This is a genomic window from Streptomyces sp. HUAS YS2, from assembly GCF_033343995.1.
In the GTDB taxonomy this organism is placed as follows: domain Bacteria; phylum Actinomycetota; class Actinomycetes; order Streptomycetales; family Streptomycetaceae; genus Streptomyces; species Streptomyces solicathayae.
Genome location: NZ_CP137573.1, coordinates 7,738,475 through 7,761,995 on the forward strand (window position 1 = coordinate 7,738,475; position 23,521 = coordinate 7,761,995).

Sequence of the window (23,521 nt, forward strand, 5' to 3'; positions counted from 1 at the left end):
CGCCGCCTGATATTCGGTTGTCGTGATCCGCCGCCCTGCCTACCGTCACGCTCCATGACGACGTCGACGCTGCGCACCGCCCGCCTGTTCCTGGAGCCCTACCGCCCCGAGGACGAGGACCACTTCGTCGGGCTGTTCGCGGACGAGCGCGTCGCGCGGTGGATGGGGAACGCGCCCCGGGGCGACGCCGAGGAACGGGCCCTGTTCGGGCGGATCTTCAGCAAGGTGTACGCCCAGGACCTGTTCGACGTCTGGGCGGTGCGCCGGGACGGCCGCTTCGTCGGCCACGCGGAGCTCAAGCGCACGGACGACGTCGACGGCCACGAACTGGTCTACGCGCTCGCCCACGACAGCTGGGGTGCCGGGCTCGGCACGGAGATCGCCGGGGCGCTGGCCGACTACGGCTTCGACGTCCTCGGACTGCCGGCCGTGCACGCGACGGTGGCCGAGGAGAACCAGGCGTCCCTGGTGCTCCTCGGCCGGCTCGGCTTCCGTCATGTGCGGGACATCCAGGAGGACGACGGCACGGTCACCCGTGTCCTCACCCTCGGCCGCCCCGCCTGAGCGTCAGCTCTTCGTGCGGCGCGTCTTCGCGCCCATCGCGTAGAAGACGAGGCCGATCGCCGCGATGACGAGCAGCGGGACGACCTGGCTCAGTGTGTAGGCCAGCCGCTGCCCGGCGAACGCCTCCGGCAGCGAGTCCGCCGCCGAGCCCTCCGTCCCGAACCAGCCCACGCCGAAGCCCGGCCAGATCAGTACCACCACCGTGAAGGCGACCAGGCATGTCGCGAGCACGGTGACCGTCCACGCGCCCGCACGCCCGCCCGGGACGGCGTACGGCCGCGGCGTGTCCGGGTACTTGCGGCGCAGCACCAGCAGGCTCGGGAAGGTGATCACGTAGGAGATGAACGTCGTGCAGATGGTCAGGCCGAGGCCCGCGGCGAAGTACTTCTCGCCGTCGCCCTCGGTGAGGTTGAGCGCGACAACGAGCAGGATCGAGGCGAGGACCGCGGAGAGCAGGTTCACCCGCACCGGCGTGCCGTGCTTCTCGGAGATGGTGCCGAGCCAGGCCGGCCCGGCACCGTCGGCGCAGGCCACCGCCTGGGCGCGGTGCGCGCCCATCGCCCAGGTCACGCCGGAGGTGAGCAGGCCGATGATGAGGCCCGCCGCGGCGATCCCGCCGAGCACCGCGCCCGCTCCGGTGAGGGTCACCGTGCCGTCGGCGGCGATGGAACCGCCGTACACCGTGAAGACGGCCTTGCACGCGTCGATGAAGCCGCCGAGGCTGCCGATCCGCTCGCTCGGCAGGACGAAGAGGATGCCGAGGATGGGGCCGCCGTACAGCAGCAGGGAGGCCAGGCCGGAGCGGAGGATCGCGAGCGGGATGTCGCGGCGCGGGTTGCGCATCTCCTCGGCGGCGGAGCTGGGCAGTTCGAAGCCGACGTAGTTGAAGATCAGGACGGGCACGAGGGCGACGAATCCGGCGTACGTCGGCGTGAACTCGCTCGCGGGGAGGGCGTGCACGCCGTTCTGCAGGGCGAAGACGACGACGGAGACGAGGAAGAAGCCGAGCAGCACGATCCGCGCGATCGCCCCCGCGATCGGCACCCACTTGCCGACCCGCACGGACTGGACGACGGCGAGCGCGCCGCCCCAGATGAACACGAGCCCGGCGGCGTACTTCCACAGGCCCGGCAGCGGGGTGAAGAACTCTTCCCAGGTGGTCAGGGCGATGATGCAGAGACTGCCGCCCACCCAGACCGGGTTGGATATCCAGTAGAGGATCTGGTTGAGGCCCGCGGTGAGCCGGCCGAAGGCCAGCCGGGTCCACACGTACGGGCCGCCCTGGACGGGGAAGGCGGAGCCGAGTTCGGCGACCAGGAGCCCGTACGGGAGGAAGAAGAACAGCGCGAGAATGGCCATCCAGGTCAGGCCCTGCGGGCCCTGCGCCGCGACCGAGCCGATCGTGTCGAGGCCGACGAGGGTGCAGATGAGGAACAGCAGGACGTCGAAGCGGCGCAGCTCCTTGCGGAGCCTGCCGCGCTGTTCGTCCCAGCCCTCGGAGAGGTCGGGGGTCTCGGGGGCGGGCTCATGGGCTCTGCTGGAGGTGACGGGTGCTTGGGTCACGGGGCGGACTCCTACGGCGGCACGGGGGAGGGTCTCGTACAGGAGCGGCACTTCATCTGACTGAACGGCCAGTCAGTAGCCAGCACTGTGAGCCCGGCCACACGGCACTGTCAAGGCCTGTGTAGGGTGAAGTCGTGGCCAGAGTCCGGATGAGCGTGGAGGAGCGGCGCGAGGACATCCTGCGCGTCGCCGTCGAGCAGATCGAGGCCCGCGGGGTGAGCAACGTGCGCATCGCGGACGTCGCCAAGGAGCTCGGCGTCAGCAACTCCCTGGTGCTCTACCACTTCTCCACCAAGGAACTTCTCGTCGCCGAGGCCTTCGCCCACGCCGCCGAGGGAGACCTCGCCAAGCTGCGCACCCTCCTCGGCAAGCCCCGCACCAGCGCCACGCGCCGGCTGCGCTCGGCGGTGCGCTGGTACGCGCCGACCGGCCAGGCCAAGGGCTGGCGGCTGTGGATCGAGGGCTGGGCGGCCGCGCTGCGCGAACCCGCGTTGCGGAAGGTCACCCACGACCTCGACCAGCAGTGGAAGGCCGCGATCGCCGAGGTCGTCGCGGAGGGCGTGGCCGCCGGCGAGTTCGTCTGCGACCGCCCGGACGAAGCGGCCGTGCGCCTGACCGCGCTGCTCGACGGCCTCGCCGTCCAGACCACCTCGTACCGGGGGCCGCTCGCCCGCGCCACGATGCTGGAGTGGGTGGACGACGCGCTCGTACGGGAACTCGGCGTCGACCACGAGGCCCTGACGACCTCTCGCTGAGCCGGGAACACCCCCAGTACCCCCGCCGCGTCGGGAACCACGTCCGCCGCAACCATTGACGCACCCGTCAGTGTTGCTCCATCCTCTCGGGCCATGGAGAGACAGAGCGGGAAGCGTCTGATCGAATCCGAGGTCGTCGTCGTGGGCGGCGGGTACGCCGGGCTGGCCGCGGCGCTCCGACTCCACGACCACGCCGTCGACTTCACCCTCATCGAGGCTGCCGACCGGGTCGGCGGCCGGGTCCTGACCGAGGTCCGGCCGGACGGCGTGACGGTCGACCACGGCGGCCAGTGGGTCGGTCCCACCCAGCGGCACCTCGTCGAACTCGCCGCGCGATTCGCCTGCCCGACGTTCCCGACCTGGGAGAAGGGCAGCCACATCGAGATCTGGCACGACGGCGCCCGAGTCCCGTACACCGGTGCCGCGCCCACCGACGGCCCCGGCATCGCCGAGTACGTCCGGGTCACCGAGGTCCTCGACGAACTCGCCCAAACCGTCGATACTGTCCGGCCCTGGCGCACCCCGCGCTTCGCCGAATGGGACGCGCGCACGGCGGAGGCCTTCTTCCGCTCCGCGACCGACGACCCGGCCGCCCGGCGCAGGCTGGCACTCACCGTCCAGGGACTGTGGTGCGCGGAACCCGACGAGATCTCCTTCTTCCACGTGCTCTTCTACATCGCCGCGGCCGGCGGCTACGAGCAGTTGATGGAGACCCGCGACTGCGCCCAGGACAGCCGGTTCGTCACCGGTGCGGCCGGCCCCGCCCGGGCCGTCGCGGACCTGCTCGGGGAGCGCGTACGGCTCGGCACCCGGGCGCGGGCGATCGAGTACGACGCGCACGGCGTGCGCGTCCACACCCCGGACGGCGTGCTGCGCGCCCGCCGCGCGATCGTGGCCCTGCCCCCGCACGCCGTGCGGGCCGTGGGCTTCGCGCCGGCCCTGCCGGACAGCCGGGACGGGTGGCTGGCACACAGCCCCATGGGGCGCGTCGCCAAGATCCACGCGGTCTACGACACCCCGTTCTGGCGGGAGTCGGGACTGTCCGGCGTGGCGACGCTGTACGACGACGGACCCGTCGGCGTCGTGTTCGACAACTCCCCGGACGACGCCTCGCACGGCGTCCTGGTCGGCTTCGTGTACGGCGACCGGCTGGACGGTTTCGCCGGCCTGGACGAGGCCGCGCGGCGCAGCGCCGTGCTCGCCTGCCTCGTCGCCGTGGCCGGACCGCGGGCCGGGGACCCGCACGGCTACACGGAGAAGATCTGGACCCAGGACCCGTACGCCCGGGGCGGCTACGAGGCCTACGCGACCCCCGGGGGCTGGAGCGCCCACGGCGAACACGGCTGGCGGGAGCCGACCGGCCCGCTCCACTGGGCCGGCACCGAGACCGCGTCGGAGTGGAACGGCTACATCGACGGCGCCGTGTCGTCGGGCTACCGGGCGGCCGACGAGGTGCTGTCCGCCCTGCGCGCGGAGGGCGGGCGATGACGACGGAGGGCCAGGTGGGGGAGGGGACCGGGACGGATGCGCGGGCGGTGGCCGACCGGGCGCGTCTGGTGGTGCGGTCGGCGGCGCCGAGCCAGCGGGAGTTCGCCGTACGCATCGGCATGGACCCCACCGCGCTGTCCAAGGCCCTGAACGGCAGCCGTCGCCTCACCGACCGCGAACTCGCCGCCATCGCACGGGCCGGGAAGGTGTCCCTGCGGTACCTCCGTACCGGACAGGGCAAGTCTCCCGCCGCGCCCGCGACCCCGGCGGCGACCGACGTGCGCCGCCGCGCCGACGCCTTGGACGCGGAGGCGCGGCGCGCCCAGATCCTGGAGGAGACGGCCCGTCTCATCGCCCGCCGTGGGTTCCACCGCGTACGGGTCGCCGACATCGCCCGCGCCTGCGGAACCAGCACCGGCACGATCCACTACCACTTCCCGACCAAGGGCGACGCCCTGCGCGCGGCACTGCACCACTACGCCGACCGGCTGCACCGACGCCTGGAGGCCGAGTTCCAGGACGCCGACGGACCGGTCGAGAAGCTGCGCCGACTGATCGAGGTCCAGCTGGTCAGCGCGGACGACGACCACGACGAATGGTCGGTGTGGGTGCAGTCGTGGAACGAGGCGATCCTCGACCCCGACCTGCGGGAGGGCCAGCGCGACAGCTACGCGCGCTGGCGGCGCACCGTCCTCGATCTGGTGCATGCCTGCCAGGACGAGGGCCTCGCCGCCGACGCCGACCCGGAGGCGCTGACCAGCAGGTTCACCGCCCTCGCCGACGGCCTGGCGATCCAGGTGCTGGCCGGGAACGGCGACATGTCCGTGCCGCGGATGCGCGAACTGCTCCTCGACGCCTTCGAACCGCACCTCTCACTCCGCTGACGCACCCTCAGGCCTTCGTACGGAAGAGGACCCTCATGACCGCGCGCTTCCCGCACCTGCTCAGCCCGCTGCGCATCGGCGGGATCGTCGTACCGAACCGGATCCTGTCCTCCGGTCACGACACGGTCCTGGCCAGGGACGGCGCGGTCACCGACGACCTGATCGCCTATCACGAGGCCCGGGCCGCCGGCGGCGTCGGCCTGATCGTCCTCCAGGTCTCCGGTGTCCACGAGTCCGCCCGGTACACCAACCACGTGCTGATGGCCACCGAGGACGCCTGCGTCCCCGGCTACGCCCGGCTCGCCGAGGCGGTGCACCGGCACGGGACGAAGATCTTCGGCCAGCTGTTCCACCCCGGCCGGGAGATCCTGGAGTCCAAGGACGGCACCGCGCCGGTGGCCTGGGCGCCCTCGGCCGTACCGAGCGAGCGCTTCCACGTCATGCCGCGGGCGATGACCGAGTCGGAGATCCGCGAGGTCGTCGCCGGCTACGGACAGGCGGCCCGCCGACTGCGCGAGGCCGGGCTCGACGGCGTCGAGATCGTCGCCAGTCACGGCTACCTGCCGGCGCAGTTCCTCAGCCCGCACGTCAACCGCCGCACCGACGGCTGGGGCGGCGAATCCGAGGGCCGGCTGCGGTTCCTGCGGGAGGCGCTGCGCGGTGCCCGGGAACAGGCCGGGCCCGGCTTCGCCGTCGGCCTGCGCGTCTCCGGCGACGAACACAGCCACGACGGCCTCGACACCGCGCTCGTCCTTGACACGGTCGAACGGCTCGACGCGGAGGGCCTGCTCGACTACGTCTCGGTGTGCGCGGGCAGTTCGTCCAGTCTGTCCGGCGCCGAGCACATCGCCCCGCCCATGTTCCGGCCCGCCGGCTACACCGCACCGCTCGCCGGCAAGGTGCGCGCCGTGGTCGGCGTCCCCGTCATGGTCGCGGGACGGATCAACCAGCCGCAGGAGGCCGAGCAGATCATCGCCGACGGCCGGGCCGACGCCTGCGCCATGACCAGGGCGCTGATCTGCGACCCCGAGCTGCCGGCGAAGACCGCCGAGGGGCGCGCCGAGGAGATCCGGGCCTGTGTCGGCTGCAACCAGGCGTGCATCGGCCACTTCCAGCTCGGCCACCCCATCTCCTGCATCCAGCACCCGGAGACGGGCCGGGAGCGCCGCTTCGCCGCCCTCCCCCTGATCACCCGACGCAAGAAGGTGCTGGTGGTCGGCGGCGGCCCGGCCGGCCTGAAGGCGGCGGCGGTGGCGGCCGGACGCGGTCACGAGGTGGAACTCCACGAGGCGGACCGCCGCGTCGGCGGGCAGGTGCTGCTCGCCGAACTGCTTCCGGGGCGGGCCGAGTTCGGCGGCGTGGTCACCAACCTGGAGGGCGAGGCGCGTCGAGCGGGCGTCCGGGTCGTGACCGGCTCGCGGATCGACGTACCGGCGCTCGCGGCCGCGGCACCGGACGTCGTGGTCCTGGCGACCGGCGCGCGGCCGCGGCGCCCGTCGTTGGAGCTGATGGACGACCCGGTGGTGCTCGACGCCTGGTCGGTGATCCGCGGTGCCGAGGTCCCGCGCGGTCGGATCGTGGTGGCGGACTGGCGCGGCGACTGGATCGGGCTGGGCGTCGCGCTCCGACTGGCGGGCCAGGGGCGCAAGGTGACGCTGTGCGTGACCGGCTTCGCCGCGGGCGAGCACCTGCAGCAGTACGTACGCGCCGCCATGCTGGCCCAGGCGATGCGGGCGCGCGTCGAGATCGTCCCGAACGTACGGCTGTACGGCGCGGACGCCGACACGGTCTACCTCCAGCACACCCTGACCGAGGAACCGGTCCTGCTGGAGGGCGTGGCCGCCGTCGTCCTGGCCCAAGGACACACGCCGGTCACGGACTTCGACGTGGACGCGCTGGTACTGGAGGGCGTGGCCGAACGGGTCGTGGCGGTCGGCGACTGTGTCGCGCCGAGGACGGTGGAGGAGGCGGTGCTGGAAGGTCTGACGGCGGCATCGGCCCTGTAGCCCGGTCGGTTGCCTCGCGATTCGACGGGCGGAAGGACAAGGGCTTGGAATGCCCATGCCAATTGCGCCATGCTCGGGGCCCGTCCCATCCGACCGAGGAGACACAGTTGAAGACAAGGCGAAACCTGGCCCGGGGCGCCTTCACCCTCTCGACCTCCGTCGCACTGCTCGTCGCCCTTTCCGGCAGCGCCCTCGCCGCCCCGCCGACGGCCCTGCCCGCCAACGCCGACGGGTTGGATCAGACGTTCCAGCCCGCGTACGACTACGACACGGACGGCTGCTACCCCACGCCCGCCATCGGCCCCGACGGCACGCTCAACGGCGGCCTCAAGCCGTCCGGCGCCCTCAACGGCCAGTGCCGTGACGCCTGGGACCTGACGAATACGAACGGGTACTCCCGCTCCAAGTGCAACAACGGCTGGTGCGCCGTCATCTACGGCCTGTACTTCGAGAAGGACCAGGCGGTCCCCGGCAGCAGCCTCGGGGGGCACCGCCACGACTGGGAGCACATCGTGGTCTGGGTCCGGGACGGCCAGGCGCAGTACGTCTCCACGTCCGCCCACGGCAACTTCGACATCCACACCCGCGACCGCATCCGCTGGGACGGCACCCATCCCAAGATCGTCTACCACAAGGACGGCATCAGCACGCACTGCTTCCGCCCCGCCAACTCCAACGACGAGCCGCCCGAGAACCACCAGCACACCTGGCAGTTCCCCGCCCTGGTCGGCTGGAACGGCTACCCGGCCGGAATCCGGGACAAGCTCACCCAGGCGGACTTCGGCAGCGCGGTCTTCGGACTCAAGGACAGCACCTTCGCCAACCACCTCGCCAAGGCGAAGCCCGCCGGCATCCCCTTCGACCCGTACGCCTGACACGAGGACAACTGCCCCCTGATGCGGTCGGACCGTGGTGGACTCGGCAAGACTCCGTCACGAAGCTGTGAAGTTTCTGAGAGAAGCTGATGCTCAGTCCAGCGCACCCGCGCTCGAGCATCGGGGGAACAGCCCATGAGCACCGTACTGAGAGCCACCGTCGTCCTCGCCGCCATCTCCGCGCTGACCCTGACCGCCTGCGGCCCCGGCGGGGACGACGCGGCGGGCGGCGCCGCGAGCCCGACGGCGTCGGCGAAGCCGACCGCACCGGGCACGAAGCCCTCCGCCCCGGCCTCGAAGCCGCCGGCCCCGGCGCCGAAGCCGTCGAAGACGGCGGGGACGCCGGGCAAGGAGTCCACGGATCCCGACTACGACGTGTTCCCCTGCAGCACGTTCGACGTGAAGTTCACCGCGAACCTGGCGGAGCCGACGACCAGCAGCTACCTGCTGAAGATCACCAACAAGGGCACGAAGCCCTGCAAGGCGCTGGGCCACCCCGTCGTGACCTTCGGCGACCTCGACGGCCAGGCCACCGAGCGCGGCACGGCCCCCGCCATCGAGGACGCGATCAGGCTCGCACCCGGCCAGTCCGCGTACGCCGGCCTGATGGGCGGCCTCGACGACGGCAGGGGGAAGACCGTCAACTCGATCGCGATGACCATGAACACCGAGTCCGACCTGACGCAGACCCCGCTGAAGGCCAGTACCCCCGGCCTGTACGTCTCGCCGGACAACAACTCGGTCACCGCCTGGTTCACCAACGCGGAGGACGCCCTCAGCTGACGCGGGCGTCGCCGGATCCCTTCTATACGATGCCGTACAGGCAGGTCCAGGCCCATCGGTACGCACCCGTACCGATGGGCGTTCGCGACGGGAGAAGGAACATGGCGACGGCCCGTACGCCGCGCGGCAGGTGGATCGACGAAGGGCTCCGGGCGCTGTCCGCCGGTGGTCCCGAGGCCGTCCGGATCGAGGCCCTGGCGCAGGCGCTCGGCGTCAGCAAGGGCGGCTTCTACGGGTACTTCCGCAACCGGGGCGCGCTGCTCACAGAGATGCTCGACGCCTGGGAGTACGCGGTCACCGACACGGTCATCGAACAGGTGGAGGCCGACGGCGGGGACGCCCGCGAGAAGCTGGTACGCCTCTTCGCGATCGTCGGCTCGGCCGACGCCGCCGGCCCCTCGGACTCCCCGGCGCGGGGCACCGCGGTCGAACTCGCGATCCGTGACTGGGCCCGGCGCGACGAGGACGTCGCGGAACGCCTCCGCCGCGTCGACAACCGGCGCATCGCCTACATGCGCTCCCTGTTCGGCGCCTTCTGCCCCGACGAGGCGGAGGTCGAGGCCCGCTGCCTGATCGCCTTCTCGCTCCGCATCGGCAACCACTTCATCGCCGCGGACCACGGCCCGCGCACCCGGGCCCAGGTCCTGGAACTGACCCGCAAGTGGCTGCTCGGCTAGCCCGCGGCGGCCTCCCCGGTCGCGGTGTCGGTGGCGGTCTCGGTGGCCGTTTCGGTGGCGGCGCCGAACCACTTCGGCAGTACGGCGAGCAGCTCCTGCTGGTCGTCGCCGACCCATGCCACGTAGCCGTCCGGCCGCAGCAGCACCGCGGGCGCGTCCACTTCCTCGCTGACGTCGACGACGTGGTCGACCCGGTCCGCCCAGCCCGCCACCGAAAGCCGCCCGGTCTGGTCGAGCAGCAGCCCGCGGCCGCCGTGCATCAACTCGAACAGCCGGCCGCTCTGCTTCAGCTTCACGTCCCGCAGTCGTCGGCCGAGGAGTTCATGCCCCTCGCCGAGGTCGTACCGGACCCCGATCGCGGTGATCTTCTCCATCAGGTACCGGTTCACCTCCTCGAAGTCCATCAGCTCCGACACCAGCCGGCGGACCGCCTGGGCGCCCGGGTCCAGGGACATCAGGTGCATCTGCGCACGGGTGTTGTCGAGCACGACGGCGGCCACCGGGTGCCGCTCGGCGTGATAGCTGTCCAACAGCCCCTCCGGCGCCCGGCCGGCCACCTCGGCGGCAAGCTTCCAGCCGAGGTTGAACGCGTCCTGGACCCCGAGGTTGAGGCCCTGACCGCCGGTCGGCGGGTGAATGTGCGCCGCGTCACCGGCGAGCAGCACCCGGCCGACCCGGTAGCGCTCGGCCTGCCGGGTGGCATCGCCGAACCGGGACAGCCAGCGCGGCGAGTGCACGCCGAAGTCCGTGCCCGCGTACGCCCGCAGCTGCCGCTTGAAGTCGTCCAGGGTCGGCGCGGTCGCGCGGTCCTCGGCCACACCCTCGGCGGGCACGATGACGCGGTACGTCCCGTCCCCGAGCGGCATGGCGCCGAACCGGTGCTGGGTCTTGCGGACCTCCGCCACCGCGGCGTCCAGCGTCTCCTGCGAGACGGCGATCTCCATCACGCCCAGCAGCGTCTCGACCCTGGCCGGCTCGCCGGGGAAGCCGACGCCGAGCAGCTTGCGCACCGTGCTGCGGCCGCCGTCGCAGCCGACGAGGTAGCGCGAGCGCAGCCGCGTACCGTCCGCCAGCTCGACACGCACCCCGTCGTCGTCCTGGCTCAGCCCGACTACCTCGACGCCCCGCCGGATCTCCGTACCGAGCTCGACGGCGTGCTCGGCCAGCAGCCGTTCGGTGACCTCCTGGGGGATCCCGAGGATGTACGAATGGGCCGTGTCCAGCTGCTCGGGCCACGGCTTCTGGATCCCCGCGAAGAAGCCGGACACGGCGAACTGTTTGCCGAGCGCGAGGAACCGGTCCAGCAGGCCGCGCTGGTCCATCATCTCGATACTGCGCACATGCAGACCCTGTGCCCGGGACTGCTGGGTCGGCTCGGTCTCCTTCTCGAGAATCACCGCACCGACCCCCGCCAGCCGCAGCTCCGCGGCCAGCATCAGCCCCGTCGGTCCGCCCCCGACAACGATCACATCGATCATCACAACACCTATTTCCGCAGGTCCTGGCCTTAGGTACAGAAGTGTGCGGCACCATGGGGGCCTTGCCGCAAGCCCCCCGGTGCGCTATAAGTTGAGAGTGGCAAGGAGAGATCGACCTCCTTGCCATTGCTGTTTTTCGCGCCGGTGCCACAGCGGGCGTACGCGGAGCGCGCACGGGGGGCTCCATCCGGCCCGACCCGTGCCACACTCGCGGAAGAGCCCGGTTCCCCCGTTCCCCGGGCTCCACGGCCCCACCGGTTCCCCCGTCCGGTGGGGCCGTGGCATGCCTGCGGCGGGCCGGGTGACCTGTCCGGCCCGCTCTCGTTGAGTCGGCCATGAAGAAGACGATCTTTTCGCTGCTCGCGACCCTCGCGGTGCTCGGCACCACGGCCGCTTCGAGCGGCCGGCCCGAGGTCGCGCACCTCGTCCTCACGGTCGCGTCGGTCGACGGTTCGTGGTCCGACGAGGTGGTGCTGTCGTGCCCGGGGGAGCCGGGCGTGGGCCATCCGCACCGGGAGGCGGCGTGCGCCGACCTGCAGGCGGTCGGGGGCGTCCTCGACGTGCTGTACGCGCTGCCGGCCGACTCGGGTACCTGTCTGTCGAGCAACGATCCCGTCGTCGCCACCGCGAAGGGCACCTACCGCGGAATCCCGGTGGACTGGACCCGCTCGTACGAGAACGGCTGCATGATGCGGGCGGACACCGCCTCCCTCTTCGTCTTCTGACGCACCCCGGCCGAGGCCCGGCCATTACCCCTGACGTCATCGACCCCGGTCGCTCGCTGCGGCAACGTGGTGCAGGTCAACGGGACCCCCGGCCAGGGGGTCCCGGCACCCGGGCGGCACGAGGAGCGACCATGACCGTCAAGTCCACCGAGACCACCGCGAGTTCCGTCACCGACGCCACGCGCCGCGCGGTCCAGGAGTTCCTGGACGCCCGGATGGCCGAGGACGTCGACCGGCTCGTCGCGATCTTCGCCGACGAGGTCGACTGGCTGCTCGCCGAGAACCCCGCCGTCCCGTGGATCCGCCCGCGCTCCACCGGCGCCGAATGCGCCGCCCAGTTCACGGAGCTGGCCGCGCACACGGTGGCCGAGGACGCGCGGGCCTCCGTCGACACGATGCTCGTCGACGGCACCGACGCCGTCCTGATGGGGCACCTCTCGGGGACCGTGCGCGCGACGGGCAAGTCCTTCGAGGGCCCGTTCGCGCTGCGGCTCACCGTCGAGCAGGGCCGGATCACCAGGCACCACCTCTACGAGAACAGCGTCTCGATCGCCGAGGCGTGCACTCCCTGACCCCCGTCAGGTCGCACGCCACGGCTCGGTGACTCCTACCGGCCCGTGACCGTGACGCGCAGGGTGTAGGGCCGTCCACTGCTGATGGCCTCCGCCTGCTCGCGCAGATCGCTCCAGGTGAACCCGAGCAGTGCGCGGTCGGCGGCGTCCTTGAGCGCCGGCACGATCTCGTGCGGCGGCCGGCCGCGGTACGACGCGGCGATCGCCGCGAAGGCCTGCTGGTAGGGGACGCCCTGGCTCTGCGCGCTGTCGGACAGCAGCCGGCTGAGGTTCTGCCGATTCACACTGATCTCACCCATGACCACTCCCTGCGCCGGTGGATCGGCACGGTGCCGACCCTTGCTCACGACGTTACGAGGGGGCTCTGACAACGCGGTGGCACCCGGCGTCGAAGTGAGCAATGATCACGCGCATGGTTTCCGTGGTGCAGAACGTTGCGATCGACTGTGTGGATGCGTATGAGCTGGCCCGGTTCTGGAGCGCGGTGACCGGCCGCCCCCTGGACCCGGACGACAAGCCGGGTGTCCGGGAGGCCGCGGTGCTGCCGGCGGAGGGCCCGGCGCTGTACTTCAACCAGGTCCCCGAGCCCAAGACGATCAAGAACCGCATCCACCTGTGCCTGCGCCCCGAGACCACGCGGGAGCAGGAGGTGGAGCGCCTGCTGGGCCTCGGCGCGACCCTCGTCGCCGATCTCCGGAACCCGGACGGCTCGGGCTGGGCGGTCCTCGCCGACCCGGAGGGCAACGAGTTCTGCGTACTGCGCAGCGAGTCCGACCATGCCGCGACGAAGTCCTGAGGAGGGCGCGCCGATGTCAACGATCAAGCAGGTCCAGGTCACCTTCGACTGCGCGGAACCCGCGCGTCTCGCCGCTTTCTGGTGCGAGGTGCTGGGGTACGTCGTACCGCCCGTCCCGGAGGGCTTCGCCACGTGGGAGGAGTACCACGGCTCGCTGCCGCCTGAGGACCAGGTGCGCTACTTCGCGTGCAGCGACCCCTCGGGCGTGGGCCCCCGCCTGCTCTTCCAGCGCGTCCCCGAAGGAAAGATCGTCAAGAACCGGGTGCACCTCGACGTGCGCGCCGGCACGGGACTCGTGGGCGCGGAACGCCTCGCCGTCCTGGAGGCGGAATGCGCGCGACTGGTCGCACTCGGCGCGGTGCACCTGAAGACGCTGTACGCCGATGAGGAAAACGAGTCGTGCATCAACATGCAGGACATCGAGGGCAACGAGTTCTGCCTCGACTGAGTGCCGTCACTGCTCGTCGACGCGCTCGCACACGACGAAACCGGGCTCGATCTCCGAGCATTCGAAGACGGGTTGAGTGAACGACACCGTCGTCGGCGTATCCGGATCCTGCCCATGGCCTGCGGGGTGGTACGCGAGCGAGAAGTGCTGCACCGCGTCGGGGTACTTCTGGAGCAGACCGCGGAACTCCGCGATCAGTCCGTCGAACTCCTCCGGGACGGTGTCGCTCCTGGTGCGTTGCTCCGCCATGATCGCCTCCTCGTTCGGGCGAGCGCCGGTACCGCAGCGGGGGCAGGCATGGCCATCGACGCCGCATCCCCGCTTGAGCACCTCCAGCTTCACACGACGAGCGCGCCCTCGCAGCGCGCGTCACGCGTTCCAGAGGGCGTCGGCTCGGGTGATGAGTTGTCTCAGTTGGCGGGCGCTTCGGGGGGTCAGGGCCTGGAGGACGGTGTCCAGGAGGGCGCGGGCCTCGAAAGGGTCGTTGTCGCAGCAGTCCCAGTGGGTGTTGCCCCACTCGTGGTCGTGCCAGAGCTCCCGCTCGGGGAGGCGGACGTAGGTCTGCCAGCGGCGTACCGCCGCGGCGACGTCTCCTGGGCGGAGGTAGTTGCGGGTGCGCTCGAGGTGGTGGATCTCGGAGAGCGCGCGCGATGACAGGCCGTTGATGGCCTGCGGTGTCTCGTGCGGCGGGCGGCGGAACGCGTCGGCCCGGATGTGGCGCGGCCGGCTACGCGGCATGGCCCCTTGGGTTCGTCGTCATGCCGCACATCGTGCCACGACGAGGCTCACGGTGGGACGGAATATTTCGCACGGGGGACGCCCGCGCGCACGTTCCGCTCGTGGGCGGACGCGCACGCGGGCGACTTCCGTCGTCCTCGGTATCAGTAGGCGGAATCAGTAGGCGCCGAAGACGTTGTCGATCGAGCCGTACCGGTCCGCGGCGTAGTTGCACGCGGCGGTGATGTTCGCGACAGGGTCGTACGGGTCCATGGACGTGCCCGGGACGTGGTACGCGGCGAAGGTCGGGTCGATCACCTGGAGCAGGCCCTTGGAGGGGGTGCCGGCAACGGCGTTGCTGTCCCAGAGGTTGACGGCCTGCGGGTTGCCCGAGGACTCGCGCATGATGTTGCGGTGGATCCCGTCGTACGTACCGGGAATCCCGTGCGCGGCCATGACGTCGAGCGCTTCCCGGATCCAGCCGTCGAGGTCGTTGCTGTACGTCTTCTTGGCGGGGGCGGCGGCCGGTGCCGCGGCCGGGGCGGCACTCTGCGCCTGGGGCTTCGCGCGCTGCTCGGAGCGGCTCGCCCGGGCCGGGTCGGCGCTCGGGCGGCCGGAACTCGCCTTGCCGCTCGCCGACTTCTTCCCGCGGATCGTCAATTCCAGGCCGGGGTGAATGAGTGACGGGTTGTCACCCACGGCGGCCCGGTTCTTCCGGTAGAGGCCCTGCCAGCCGCCCGGGAGACGGAACTCGTGCGCGATGAGGGAAAGCGAATCCCCGGACTCCACGGTGTAGGTCGTGGGGGCGGCCTTCCGGGCGACGGGAAGCGCGGCGGCGGCGGTCGCGGACTTCACCGGGGCGTGGCTCACCGCGGCGGCGGCGGTCTGCGGCAGCGGCTGGGCGTCGGCCGAGGCCGTCAGCGGCAGGGCGAGCGCCGTGCCGGTCATACCGGCCAGCGCCGTGCCGCGACGGAGGGAGCGCCGCTTGGGGCGCCTGTGCTTCCCGGATGCAGACATGGTGAATTCCTCTCCGGCGCGTTGCACGGAATCATGGGGGCCATTTCCGACTGGCCGCTCGATGAGCCGTGACCGTAGGCGAGAAATGTCGACAAGAACAAGCGATGGAAATAAAGATCGAATGCCGGAGAGGTCTGCTTTGCCCGGTTCGCGTTTCCTGAACTTCCTTGCGGGGTGGGGCGGAAGTGGCCTCGCGTGATCGTTCCCCTGTGTGGCTGTGACTCGCGTCACCGGTGGTGAGGTGTGCCGTTTGCCCCGATTTCGAATGGGTGCTAATCGGCTGAATCGGATATGCGGCGGTGATGTGGAATTCGTCCGATTCGGTGCCCTTTAAGCCGGTCCTCGGTGTCTCGGGTCGCGCTCACGCCCCCGGTGCTACCAGCCCCAGCTCGTACGCCGTGATCACCAGCTGGACCCGGTCCCGCGCGTCGAGCTTCGTGAGGAGGCGCGACACATGCGATTTGGCGGTCGCGACCGTGATGAAGAGGTCCTCGGCGATCTCGGTGTTCGACAGGCCCCGGCCGACCAGCGTGAGCACCTCCCGCTCCCGCTCGGTGATGCCCGCGACCTGGCGCGGGGAGGGCGCGGCGCCGGTCGACGCGGGGCGTCCGGCGAAGTCGGCGATCAGGCGACGGGTGACGCCCGGTGCGAGCAGCGCGTCGCCGGCGGCGACCACGCGGACCGCCGCGAGGATGTCGTCCAGTGCCATGTCCTTGACGACGAAGCCGCTCGCGCCCGCCCGGAGCGCGCCGTGGACGTGGTCGTCCTCGTCGAAGGTCGTGAGGACGAGGACCCGGGTCGGCGTCGGGCCCGCCATGATCCGGCGGGTGGCCTCGATGCCGTCCATGCCGGGCATCCGGACGTCCATGACCACGACGTCGGGGCCGAGCTCGCCGACCAGCCGGACCGCCTCCACGCCGTCGCCGGCCTCACCGACGACCTCCAGGTCGGGCTGGTCGGCGATGAGGACCCGCAGCCCGGACCGTACGAGCGGCTGGTCGTCCACGAGCAGGACACGGACCGTCATCGGCCCTCCCCGGCGACGTCGGTGGACGCGGGCAGCGGCAGGCGCGCGGCCACTCGGAAACCGCCCTCGGGGCGCGTCCCGACGCTCAGCCGGCCGTGCAGCAGGGCGACGCGCTCCCGCATGCCGACGATGCCGAAGCCGTGCGCCGAGCCGGACTCGGGCGCACCGCGCCCGTCGTCGACGATCTCCACCGTCAGCTCCTCGTCCCCGTGATCGACCGTCACCCGGCAATGCCCGGCGCCCGCGTGGCGGACCACGTTGGTCAGCGCCTCCTGGACGATACGGTAGGCGGCCAGGTCGACGTCGGCCGGCAGCGGACGCCGCGTCCCGCTGCGGTGCACGTCGACCCGCAGACCCGCGTCCACGGTCGCCGCCACCAGCGCGTCGAGGTCCGCGAGGCCGGGGGAGGGCGCCAGCGACGCCTCGCCGTCCGCGTCCCCGCCCGGGGCGGCCTTGCGCAGGGCCACCAGCGTGCGCCGCAGGTTCGACAACGTCTCCCTGCTGGTCGCCTCGATCACCCGCAGCGCCTCGCGGGCCTCGGCCGGCTGCGTCTCGATGACCCTGCCGCCCACCCCGGCCTGGATGGCGACGATGCCGATGCTGTGCGCGACCATGTCGTGCAACTCCCGTGCGATCCGCAGCCGTTCGGCGGTGACGGCCTCGGAAACCTCCTGGGCGCGCAGCGCCGTCGCGTGTTCGCGGCGCTCGCGGACCAGGAGTCCGACCATGCAGGACGCGGCCATCGCCAGGACCGTGATCACCGCGTTGACGGTCAGACTCTCGCCGTGCGCGAAGCCGCCGACGAGCAGGAGCTGTACGAGGAGCGAGGCGGTGACGGCGGCGATCGCGGTACCACGCTTGCGCGTGGCCACGACGCAACCGAGCACGAGGTCCACGGCGAGGAACGACAGGAACTCACCCTGGTACGCCAGGGCCACGCTCGTGACGTTCGGGCGGGGAGGCAGCACCACCACGGCGGTGGCCCCGAGAAGCGTCAGTACCAGGGCCAGCAGCGGCGTCCGTCGCAGCACCCCGACGAGCAGGCTCGCGGCGAGCAACGAGGCGACCCCGTGGTACGTGGGCGAGGACCGCGGCGCGCCCCCCAGCAGCAGAAGCAGCAGGACGACATAGAGGACCCCGCCCGCCCAGGCCGCGGTCGCCGACCGTGTCAACGCCCGTGCGGCCCCTTCGGGATGCGTGCCGTGGGGCGGACGGGGAGGCGCGGGCCGCGTGGCGGTGGCGGTGGGTGTGGTGTCCATGCCGCGAGATTAGGCGGCCGTCCTCCGTGCGGCATCGGCCCGTGGGCTTACGCCCCCAGGCCAGTCCGCCCCTGTCGGCACCCGTCGCGAACCGCGGCCAGGCGCCGCCACCAACCACCGTCGTCAACCGCCGTCGTTCGCGCCGCGCAGCGCCGCCCGCAGCGTCAGGGCCGCAACCGTCCCCGCCGCCAGCCCGCAGGTCAGCGCGGCCGGGATGCCGTTCCCGAGGGAGGCGGACACCCGTACGAGCCCGTACTGCATCCCCGTGTCGTCCAGCGCGATCCGCACCAACTGCTGTGCCAGCAGCCCCAGTACGGTCGCGCCGACGGCGCCGAGCGCCATCGCCGGGACCGTGGCCCGGGTCAGCAGCCCGGGCAGAAGCCGCAGCGCCCACCACACGACGGCGAGCAGCAGCACGTCGGCGGCGCGGTAGAGGAGCCACTCGCCGAGCGGGGCGCCGGCCGGGCCGGACCAGGCGCCCAGCAGCAGCCACTGGCGCACGAGGTCGCCCGGCTCGGCCAGCAGCCCGCCGTCGGGGGAGAACGTCTGGATCGACGCCGCGACCGACTGGTACGAGAGCACCACCGACGACGGCGCGATCACGGCGGTTCCCGCGCCGGCGGCCAGGCGCGCGGCGCGGGCGGGGACCGCCGTCCGTGGCAGCGGACCGGCGCCCTTCGCGCTGACCCACGCGACGAGCACCGTCACCGCCGCCGCGACCAGCGCGGTCGCCAGCAGGATCTGCCGCCCGGCCGAGATCGCGCTCGCCAGCTGCGGCAGGAAGCGGTAACTGCCGTGCCCCTGCGAGGCGATCAGCCACGGCGCCGAGACGGTGACCGCCAGGGTCCCGGCCACGGCGCCCCACGACCACAGCGCGAGCAGCGTCGCCGGCATCCGGCCGGACACCGGAGGCAGCCGGCGGACCAGCAGCAGCGCCCCGGGCAGGAAGAACGCGAAGACCGCGCCGAAGCGGATCTGCATGCCGGTGGTGTAGAGCGAGCGGTAGCGGGTGGTGCCGGTCCCGGCCGAGTCCCCGACCCCACCCGTCGGTTCCGCGCCGAGCGGGAGCGCGGCCGGGGGATCGTACGACCAGGGCACGAGCCAGTGTTCGAGCTCGGCGGCGGTCCGTCCGCCGAGCACGTCGCTCGTACCCTGCAGACGGAGCGCCTGGACGCTCGCCCCCGCCCACCACAGCAGCGCCGTGAGCAACAGCCCTCCGGCCAGTGCCGGTATCGCCGCGCGCCGGTACGTCATGACGGCCCCCACCCTCGGTCGTGCACCCCGTGAATCCCCTGGTGGGGTGGAGAGTACGGGGCGACGATCACATACGGATCACGGACCGGCCAGGAGGAAGATGATCTCGACCCGGCCGGGTGTCCGGCCCTTGGGTTCGTGGACGCGGTAGAGGAGCGTGATCCGGTCACCGGTGTCGGTGGCCGGTTCGCTGACGAAGCGGCGGAGTTCGGCGCCCTTCACCGGCTCGGCCGTCGACGCGGCGTCGCGCGGATCCTCGGCGAGCCGGGCGAGCGCGTCGTGCACGGCGCGTCGGCCTCCGGGGGAGAGGTGCGCGAACTCCGGGTAGAGGCGCCGGGGCACCTGGACGATCCAGTGGGTCACGCGGCGGTGCCCTTGTCGACCTCGGCCCACAGGTCCTCGGCGCTCATCAGCTCGACGTCACCGGCGAGGGAGGCGCGGACGGCGGCCCGGACCTCGGGCCGGGTCCGCAGGGCGACGAGGTGACGGGCCTCGGAGATGACCGTGGAGTGTTCGGCGCCGAACCGCGCCGCGTCCAGCTTCGCGTTGAAGGCCACCAGTTCGGCCGCGTCGATGACTGCCAGGGCGGCGCGGAGCTCGGCGAGGGTCTGCGGACCCTCGTGCACCTCGATCCGGTACGGCGAGGCGTACGCCGCGGCCTGGCTCCCGTGTGACAGTGCGCTCATGGAAGGACCTCCTCCGTGCTCGTACACCCCTCACGGTACGCGCCGTTCGCCCCCGTACGGGAGGGGCCGGGCGCGGCGGAATTCGCAGAGTCCCGTACGCGCCGTGACACCCGTCAGCTTCCGTCAGCTTCCGTCAGCGCCAGAGCTTCCGCTCCGCCTCCCTCGGGGCGTGCACGAGCCGCGCCGCGGCATCGGGGCCGCTGCCGAACGTCATGACCGGTCGGGTCGGGTCCCAGGCCGACCAGCCGGGGTCGCCGGTGCGGGCGAAGCCGACCCAGGCGGCGTGCATCGCGTCCGCCAGGTCCCTCGGGGCGTCCGGGCCGGTCAGGGCCTGTACGGCGGAGGAGCCGAGGGTGTCGAAGACGAAGCCGAGTTCCAGGGCGTGGCACGCGCCGAGGCCGCGGACGTCGGTGGGCCAGGCGAACTCGTACAGATGCGTGCGGCCCGCGGGGCGGGCGTCCGCCAGCCGGTTCTGCGGGATGCGCAGCAGCAGGTCGGTCGCGAGGGCACCGAGGATCTCGCCGGGCGTCGCCCCCGGCCGGTTCGCGCGGTAGAGCCGGGCGGCGGCCCGGGGGACCCGCTTGCGCAGCATCGCCAGACGCAGCATCAGCGGACCGACGCGTTCGGTCAGGCCGCTCGGGACGAACCACAAGCGGTACTCCTCGGTGGTCGTCCCCATCAGGACATCGACGTCCGCTCCCGCACCGTCCGCCAGCGCCGCCATCGGGTCTCTCGGGAGCAGGTCGCCGTCGACCACCGGGTGGAACCCCGCGCCGCCCGTGATCGGGTTGCCGCCGGCGAGGACCTGCCGCTGGGCCTCGACGGTCCGCGCGACGGGCACCGTCCGCAGCGCCTCGGCCGTCGCCGGTACGCCGATCCGCCCGGCGATCGCCCGGGTCGTCCGCCGGGCCTTGCCGGGTGGCACCGCCATCGGCGCGCCGCTCTGCACCACCGCCCGCCGGAACAGACCGGCCGCCCGGGGCGCGGCGAGCAGCGCCGCGACGGAGATGCCGCCGGCCGACTCGCCGAACACGGTCACCTGGTCCGGATCGCCGCCGAACGCGGCGATGTTGTCGCGTACCCACTCCAGCGCGGCGACCTGGTCGAGCAGCCCCAGATTCGCGGGCGCGTCCGGCAGGACGGCGAAGCCCTCCACGCCCAGGCGGTAGTTGACCGAGACGAGGACGACGCCGTCGCGGGCGAAGGCCGTGCCGTCGTACACAGGGACCGAGTTGGAACCGTGGCAGAACGAGCCGCCGTGGATCCACACCATGACCGGCAGCCGACCGTCGCCCGGGGACGGCGTCCAGACGTTGAGGTTCAGGCAGTCCTCGCCCGGGACGTCCGGGTCGGGCAGCAGCGCGTCGAGCGGCGGCGCGTACGGGTGCTTCGGCGCCGTCGGGCCGAAGTCCGCGGCGTCCCGCACGCCCTGCCACGGCTCGGGCGGCTGCGGCGCGCGGAAGCGGCGCGGACCGAAGGGCGGGGCGGCGTACGGGATGCCGCGGAAGACGGTGGCGTGTTCCTCGCGGACGCCCCGGACCTTGCCGGACGCGGTGTCGACGACGGTCATGCCCGGGTCTCCCGTGCTGTGCGCTCGGCGGGGAGCGGGGTGGCGGCGGTGCTGGGCTGCATGTGGCGGTCCTCGGTACAGGGGGCGGCGTACAGCATGAGGAGGTGCGCGTACGGGACGAGCGGGCGTTCAGTATCGGACACCGTCCCGGCCTACGGCCCTGTGCGGACGCCCAGCGTTCGGCCCCGCGGCCTGGGCACCGGCCCCCGGAACTTCCCAGAGGGCGGTGCAGACGCCTAACCTGCGGCCATGAGCGAGGAGGATCAGGCCCTGCGCCGTGAGATGGCCATGACGCTGCTCGGCGACCTCGACCGGCTCACCGACGATCTGGTCGCCGACATCCACGCGCACAGCCCGCTGTACTTCTCCGGACGCCCGGTGTCGCACACGGACCTCCGGGGCACCTGCCGCAGCAACGTGGAGCTGGCGCTGAAGGACCTCGGCGGGCTGCCGTCCAGCGACTGCCACATCGAGGCCGCGGCGGCCGAGACCGGACGGCTGCGTGCCGAGCAGGGCATGCCGCTGGCCACCGTCCTGAAGGCGTACCGCCGCGGCGGCCGGGTCATCTGGCAGGCGATGGCGGACCGGATGCGCGACCGCTCGCCGGCCGAGCAGCGCATGGTCGGGGACATGGCCGGCGCGGTGTGGGAGACCATCGACCGCTTCTCGACCGTGATGGCGGACTCGTACCGGCTCACCACGCTGGAACTCCAGCACCGGGAGGACTCCCGCCGCGGCGCGCTGTTCGAGGCGCTGCTCGACGGCCGGGGAAGCGACCCGGCGGTGACGCTCGCCGCGGCCACCGCGCTCGGCGTACCGGCGCGCGAGCGGTACGCGGTGGTCGTCGTCGCCCAGGACCCCGCCTCGCCCGCCGACCCCGCGCCGGCGCTCGAAGCCGCCGGGCTGTGGTCGTTCTGGCGGCCGCGCGGGGAGCGGCTCGCCGGCCTCGTACGGCTCGGCCCGGCCGGCTCCGGGACGCTCGCCGCGACACTGCGCGACAGCCTCGGCCGCACGGCGGGGATCTCGCCGCCGTTCGACGAGCTGGCCCTCGCCGACCAGGGGCTGCGTCTGGCGGCGCGGGCGCTCGGCACACTCCCGCCGGGCGGTTCGGAAGTGGCCGAGCTCGACGAGCGGCTGGTGCACGCGGCGCTCGGCGCCGACCGGGAGATCGCGGAGCGTACCGTGCTGCGCTATCTCGACGGGGTGCTGCGCAGCGGCTCCGAGCGGCCGGTCCTGCTGGAGACGCTGGGCGTCTGGCTGGACACCGGCTGCTCGGCCGCCCGGACCGCGGAGCGGCTGTACTGCCACCGGAACACCGTGCTCAACCGCATCGGCCGGGTCGCCGAACTGACCGGCTGGTCGGCCGAGTCCGGCGAGGCCCGACTGGGCTGGGCCCTGGCGCTGCGCGCGCTGGAGACGATGGGGTGAGCGGCGGGCGTCCCGCCGTGCACCCCTGCCTCAGGGTGTGACTGCCGGGACCTGGAGGGCCTTGGCGTTGCGATCCCAGTCGGACCACAGGGCGGTGTCGGCGCAGTAGCCGCAGCCGGGGCCGAAGAACATCCGGCCGGCGGCCGTGTCGCCCATCAGCCAGTGGCGCAGCCAGGCGGTGGTAGGGGCGCGGAAGTCTCCGCCGTCGCCGATCGAGGAGAGATGCCCGGCGCCGCGGACCTCCCCGTAGACGGCCGGGACATGGCCGGAGTCCTGGTACATGGCGCGCACCAGGGCCGGCCACACGGTGAGGTCGCGCTGCCCGGCCAGGTAGAAGACCGGTTCGTCCATGAGATCCGGATCGGTCAGAGGCCCCGGCTGGATGGGGACGGCGGTGTCCACCCGCGGGTCGATCGCGGCGTTGATCGCGGCGGCGCCGCCCTGCGAGTGGCCGGCAGAGCCGATGTGGGCGAGGTCGACCTTACGGTGGTACGGACTCGAACTGTCCGCGTTGCGCTGCTCCAGCACGTCGATCCCCAGACGCATGCTGATCGCGTAGTTGGAGGTGGGAGTGTTCGCGGCGGCGACGATGAAGCCGTGGCTCGCCCAGTGCCGCAGCAGGGAGCCGTACACGCCCGGCAGCGCGCCGGTGCCGTTGCCCCAGATGATCACGGGGTGCACTTCGCCCGACCGCCCCAGGTCCTGGGGCCGGTAGAAGGTGTGCACGGCCTCGATCTCCACGCTCACCGCGTACGGCCCGGGCGCGCCCCAGTCGGTGCCGACGACCGGGACGGTTCCCGACGACTCGACCGTTCCGATCGATGTCGCCGTCTCCTTCGGGAAGGCCGCCCCGGCGGCTCCATGCCCCGCGGACACCGTCAGCACGGCGGCGGCCAGCAGCCCGCCGAGCCCGCGCCGCGCTCGCCCCGACATGCGGGACCTGATTCCC

Annotated in this window: 27 protein-coding genes; 13 read left to right on the forward strand and 14 right to left on the reverse strand. The window is 72.4% G+C overall.

Annotation, left to right across the window (positions count from 1 at the left end):
• Positions 1–54: 54 nt before the first annotated feature.
• Positions 55–564: a GNAT family N-acetyltransferase gene (locus R2D22_RS35415; protein ID WP_318109378.1), complete on the forward strand. Its 510-nt coding sequence runs from the start codon at positions 55–57 to the stop codon at positions 562–564.
• 3 nt (positions 565–567) lie between these two features.
• Here R2D22_RS35415 and R2D22_RS35420 read toward each other — a convergent pair whose 3' ends face one another.
• Positions 568–2,127 carry an APC family permease gene (locus R2D22_RS35420; protein WP_318109379.1) on the reverse strand — a complete coding sequence of 520 codons (1,560 nt, stop codon included), beginning with the start codon at positions 2,125–2,127 and terminating at the stop codon, positions 568–570.
• A gap of 134 nt (positions 2,128–2,261) precedes the next feature.
• Here R2D22_RS35420 and R2D22_RS35425 point away from each other — a divergent pair, with 134 nt between their 5' ends.
• From R2D22_RS35425 to R2D22_RS35455, 7 genes are all read left to right on the forward strand, one after another.
• Complete coding sequence (locus R2D22_RS35425; protein ID WP_318109380.1) at positions 2,262–2,882, forward strand: TetR/AcrR family transcriptional regulator; 621 nt, start codon at positions 2,262–2,264, stop codon at positions 2,880–2,882.
• Between the two features lie 93 nt (positions 2,883–2,975).
• Positions 2,976–4,370 (forward strand): flavin monoamine oxidase family protein, encoded by a 1,395-nt coding sequence (locus tag R2D22_RS35430; RefSeq protein ID WP_318109381.1) that lies wholly within the window; start codon positions 2,976–2,978, stop codon positions 4,368–4,370.
• On the forward strand, positions 4,367–5,254 hold the full coding sequence (locus tag R2D22_RS35435) for a TetR family transcriptional regulator C-terminal domain-containing protein (RefSeq protein WP_318109382.1): 888 nt from the start codon (positions 4,367–4,369) through the stop codon (positions 5,252–5,254). Before R2D22_RS35430 ends, R2D22_RS35435 begins: the two co-directional genes overlap by 4 nt.
• A gap of 35 nt (positions 5,255–5,289) precedes the next feature.
• On the forward strand, positions 5,290–7,260 hold the full coding sequence (locus R2D22_RS35440) for an oxidoreductase (RefSeq protein WP_318109384.1): 1,971 nt from the start codon (positions 5,290–5,292) through the stop codon (positions 7,258–7,260).
• A 107-nt stretch (positions 7,261–7,367) separates the two neighbouring features.
• The gene (locus tag R2D22_RS35445; RefSeq protein WP_318109386.1) at positions 7,368–8,135 is read left to right on the forward strand and encodes an NPP1 family protein; all 768 of its coding nucleotides are present in this window, start codon (positions 7,368–7,370) and stop codon (positions 8,133–8,135) included.
• Positions 8,136–8,270: 135 nt separating this feature from the next.
• Positions 8,271–8,918, forward strand: a complete 648-nt coding sequence (locus tag R2D22_RS35450) for a DUF4232 domain-containing protein (protein WP_318109387.1) — start codon at positions 8,271–8,273, stop codon at positions 8,916–8,918.
• 101 nt (positions 8,919–9,019) lie between these two features.
• Entirely contained in the window at positions 9,020–9,595 is a 576-nt protein-coding gene (locus R2D22_RS35455; protein ID WP_318109388.1) for a TetR/AcrR family transcriptional regulator, read from the forward strand.
• On the opposite strand, the gene rox is transcribed toward R2D22_RS35455, so the two are convergent.
• Complete coding sequence (rox, locus tag R2D22_RS35460) at positions 9,592–11,073, reverse strand: rifampin monooxygenase (RefSeq protein ID WP_318109389.1); 1,482 nt, start codon at positions 11,071–11,073, stop codon at positions 9,592–9,594. The two genes, R2D22_RS35455 and rox, sit on opposite strands and share 4 nt — an antisense overlap.
• A gap of 335 nt (positions 11,074–11,408) precedes the next feature.
• Between rox and R2D22_RS35465 the strand changes: the two genes are divergently transcribed.
• Complete coding sequence (locus R2D22_RS35465) at positions 11,409–11,798, forward strand: SSI family serine proteinase inhibitor (protein WP_318109390.1); 390 nt, start codon at positions 11,409–11,411, stop codon at positions 11,796–11,798.
• A 131-nt stretch (positions 11,799–11,929) separates the two neighbouring features.
• Complete coding sequence (locus tag R2D22_RS35470) at positions 11,930–12,370, forward strand: nuclear transport factor 2 family protein (RefSeq protein WP_318109391.1); 441 nt, start codon at positions 11,930–11,932, stop codon at positions 12,368–12,370.
• A 35-nt stretch (positions 12,371–12,405) separates the two neighbouring features.
• Here R2D22_RS35470 and R2D22_RS35475 read toward each other — a convergent pair whose 3' ends face one another.
• A complete protein-coding gene (locus tag R2D22_RS35475; RefSeq protein WP_318109393.1) occupies positions 12,406–12,669 on the reverse strand; it encodes a hypothetical protein in 264 nt (87 codons plus the stop codon).
• Positions 12,670–12,782: 113 nt separating this feature from the next.
• Here R2D22_RS35475 and R2D22_RS35480 point away from each other — a divergent pair, with 113 nt between their 5' ends.
• The gene (locus R2D22_RS35480) at positions 12,783–13,166 is read left to right on the forward strand and encodes a VOC family protein (protein ID WP_318109394.1); all 384 of its coding nucleotides are present in this window, start codon (positions 12,783–12,785) and stop codon (positions 13,164–13,166) included.
• Between the two features lie 13 nt (positions 13,167–13,179).
• The gene (locus tag R2D22_RS35485) at positions 13,180–13,614 is read left to right on the forward strand and encodes a VOC family protein (RefSeq protein WP_318109395.1); all 435 of its coding nucleotides are present in this window, start codon (positions 13,180–13,182) and stop codon (positions 13,612–13,614) included.
• Positions 13,615–13,620: 6 nt separating this feature from the next.
• On the opposite strand, the gene R2D22_RS35490 is transcribed toward R2D22_RS35485, so the two are convergent.
• The 10 genes from R2D22_RS35490 to R2D22_RS35535 all read right to left on the reverse strand — a co-directional run bounded on the left by R2D22_RS35490 (position 13,621) and on the right by R2D22_RS35535 (position 21,287).
• Complete coding sequence (locus R2D22_RS35490) at positions 13,621–13,863, reverse strand: hypothetical protein (protein WP_318109396.1); 243 nt, start codon at positions 13,861–13,863, stop codon at positions 13,621–13,623.
• A gap of 120 nt (positions 13,864–13,983) precedes the next feature.
• Positions 13,984–14,352: a hypothetical protein gene (locus R2D22_RS35495; protein WP_318109397.1), complete on the reverse strand. Its 369-nt coding sequence runs from the start codon at positions 14,350–14,352 to the stop codon at positions 13,984–13,986.
• Positions 14,353–14,508: 156 nt separating this feature from the next.
• On the reverse strand, positions 14,509–15,348 hold the full coding sequence (locus R2D22_RS35500; RefSeq protein WP_318109399.1) for a transglycosylase SLT domain-containing protein: 840 nt from the start codon (positions 15,346–15,348) through the stop codon (positions 14,509–14,511).
• A 361-nt stretch (positions 15,349–15,709) separates the two neighbouring features.
• Complete coding sequence (locus R2D22_RS35505; RefSeq protein WP_318109401.1) at positions 15,710–16,375, reverse strand: response regulator; 666 nt, start codon at positions 16,373–16,375, stop codon at positions 15,710–15,712.
• On the reverse strand, positions 16,372–17,634 hold the full coding sequence (locus R2D22_RS35510) for a sensor histidine kinase (protein WP_318109402.1): 1,263 nt from the start codon (positions 17,632–17,634) through the stop codon (positions 16,372–16,374). The genes R2D22_RS35505 and R2D22_RS35510 overlap by 4 nt, the downstream gene beginning before the upstream one ends.
• Before the next feature lie 123 nt (positions 17,635–17,757).
• Positions 17,758–18,888 carry a hypothetical protein gene (locus R2D22_RS35515; RefSeq protein ID WP_318109404.1) on the reverse strand — a complete coding sequence of 377 codons (1,131 nt, stop codon included), beginning with the start codon at positions 18,886–18,888 and terminating at the stop codon, positions 17,758–17,760.
• Positions 18,889–18,966: 78 nt separating this feature from the next.
• Positions 18,967–19,251 (reverse strand): hypothetical protein, encoded by a 285-nt coding sequence (locus R2D22_RS35520; RefSeq protein ID WP_318109405.1) that lies wholly within the window; start codon positions 19,249–19,251, stop codon positions 18,967–18,969.
• A complete protein-coding gene (locus R2D22_RS35525; protein ID WP_318109407.1) occupies positions 19,248–19,574 on the reverse strand; it encodes a hypothetical protein in 327 nt (108 codons plus the stop codon). Before R2D22_RS35525 ends, R2D22_RS35520 begins: the two co-directional genes overlap by 4 nt.
• A 133-nt stretch (positions 19,575–19,707) precedes the next feature.
• Complete coding sequence (locus R2D22_RS35530; RefSeq protein ID WP_318109408.1) at positions 19,708–21,144, reverse strand: carboxylesterase/lipase family protein; 1,437 nt, start codon at positions 21,142–21,144, stop codon at positions 19,708–19,710.
• Positions 21,141–21,287 (reverse strand): hypothetical protein, encoded by a 147-nt coding sequence (locus tag R2D22_RS35535; protein ID WP_318109409.1) that lies wholly within the window; start codon positions 21,285–21,287, stop codon positions 21,141–21,143. The genes R2D22_RS35530 and R2D22_RS35535 overlap by 4 nt, the downstream gene beginning before the upstream one ends.
• A gap of 106 nt (positions 21,288–21,393) precedes the next feature.
• On the opposite strand from R2D22_RS35535, the gene R2D22_RS35540 reads away from it, so the two are divergent.
• Positions 21,394–22,572 carry a PucR family transcriptional regulator gene (locus tag R2D22_RS35540; RefSeq protein ID WP_318109410.1) on the forward strand — a complete coding sequence of 393 codons (1,179 nt, stop codon included), beginning with the start codon at positions 21,394–21,396 and terminating at the stop codon, positions 22,570–22,572.
• A 30-nt stretch (positions 22,573–22,602) separates the two neighbouring features.
• Here R2D22_RS35540 and R2D22_RS35545 read toward each other — a convergent pair whose 3' ends face one another.
• Positions 22,603–23,505, reverse strand: coding sequence for a poly(ethylene terephthalate) hydrolase family protein (locus R2D22_RS35545; RefSeq protein ID WP_318109411.1), 903 nt, complete (start codon positions 23,503–23,505; stop codon positions 22,603–22,605).
• Positions 23,506–23,521 lie beyond the last annotated feature (16 nt).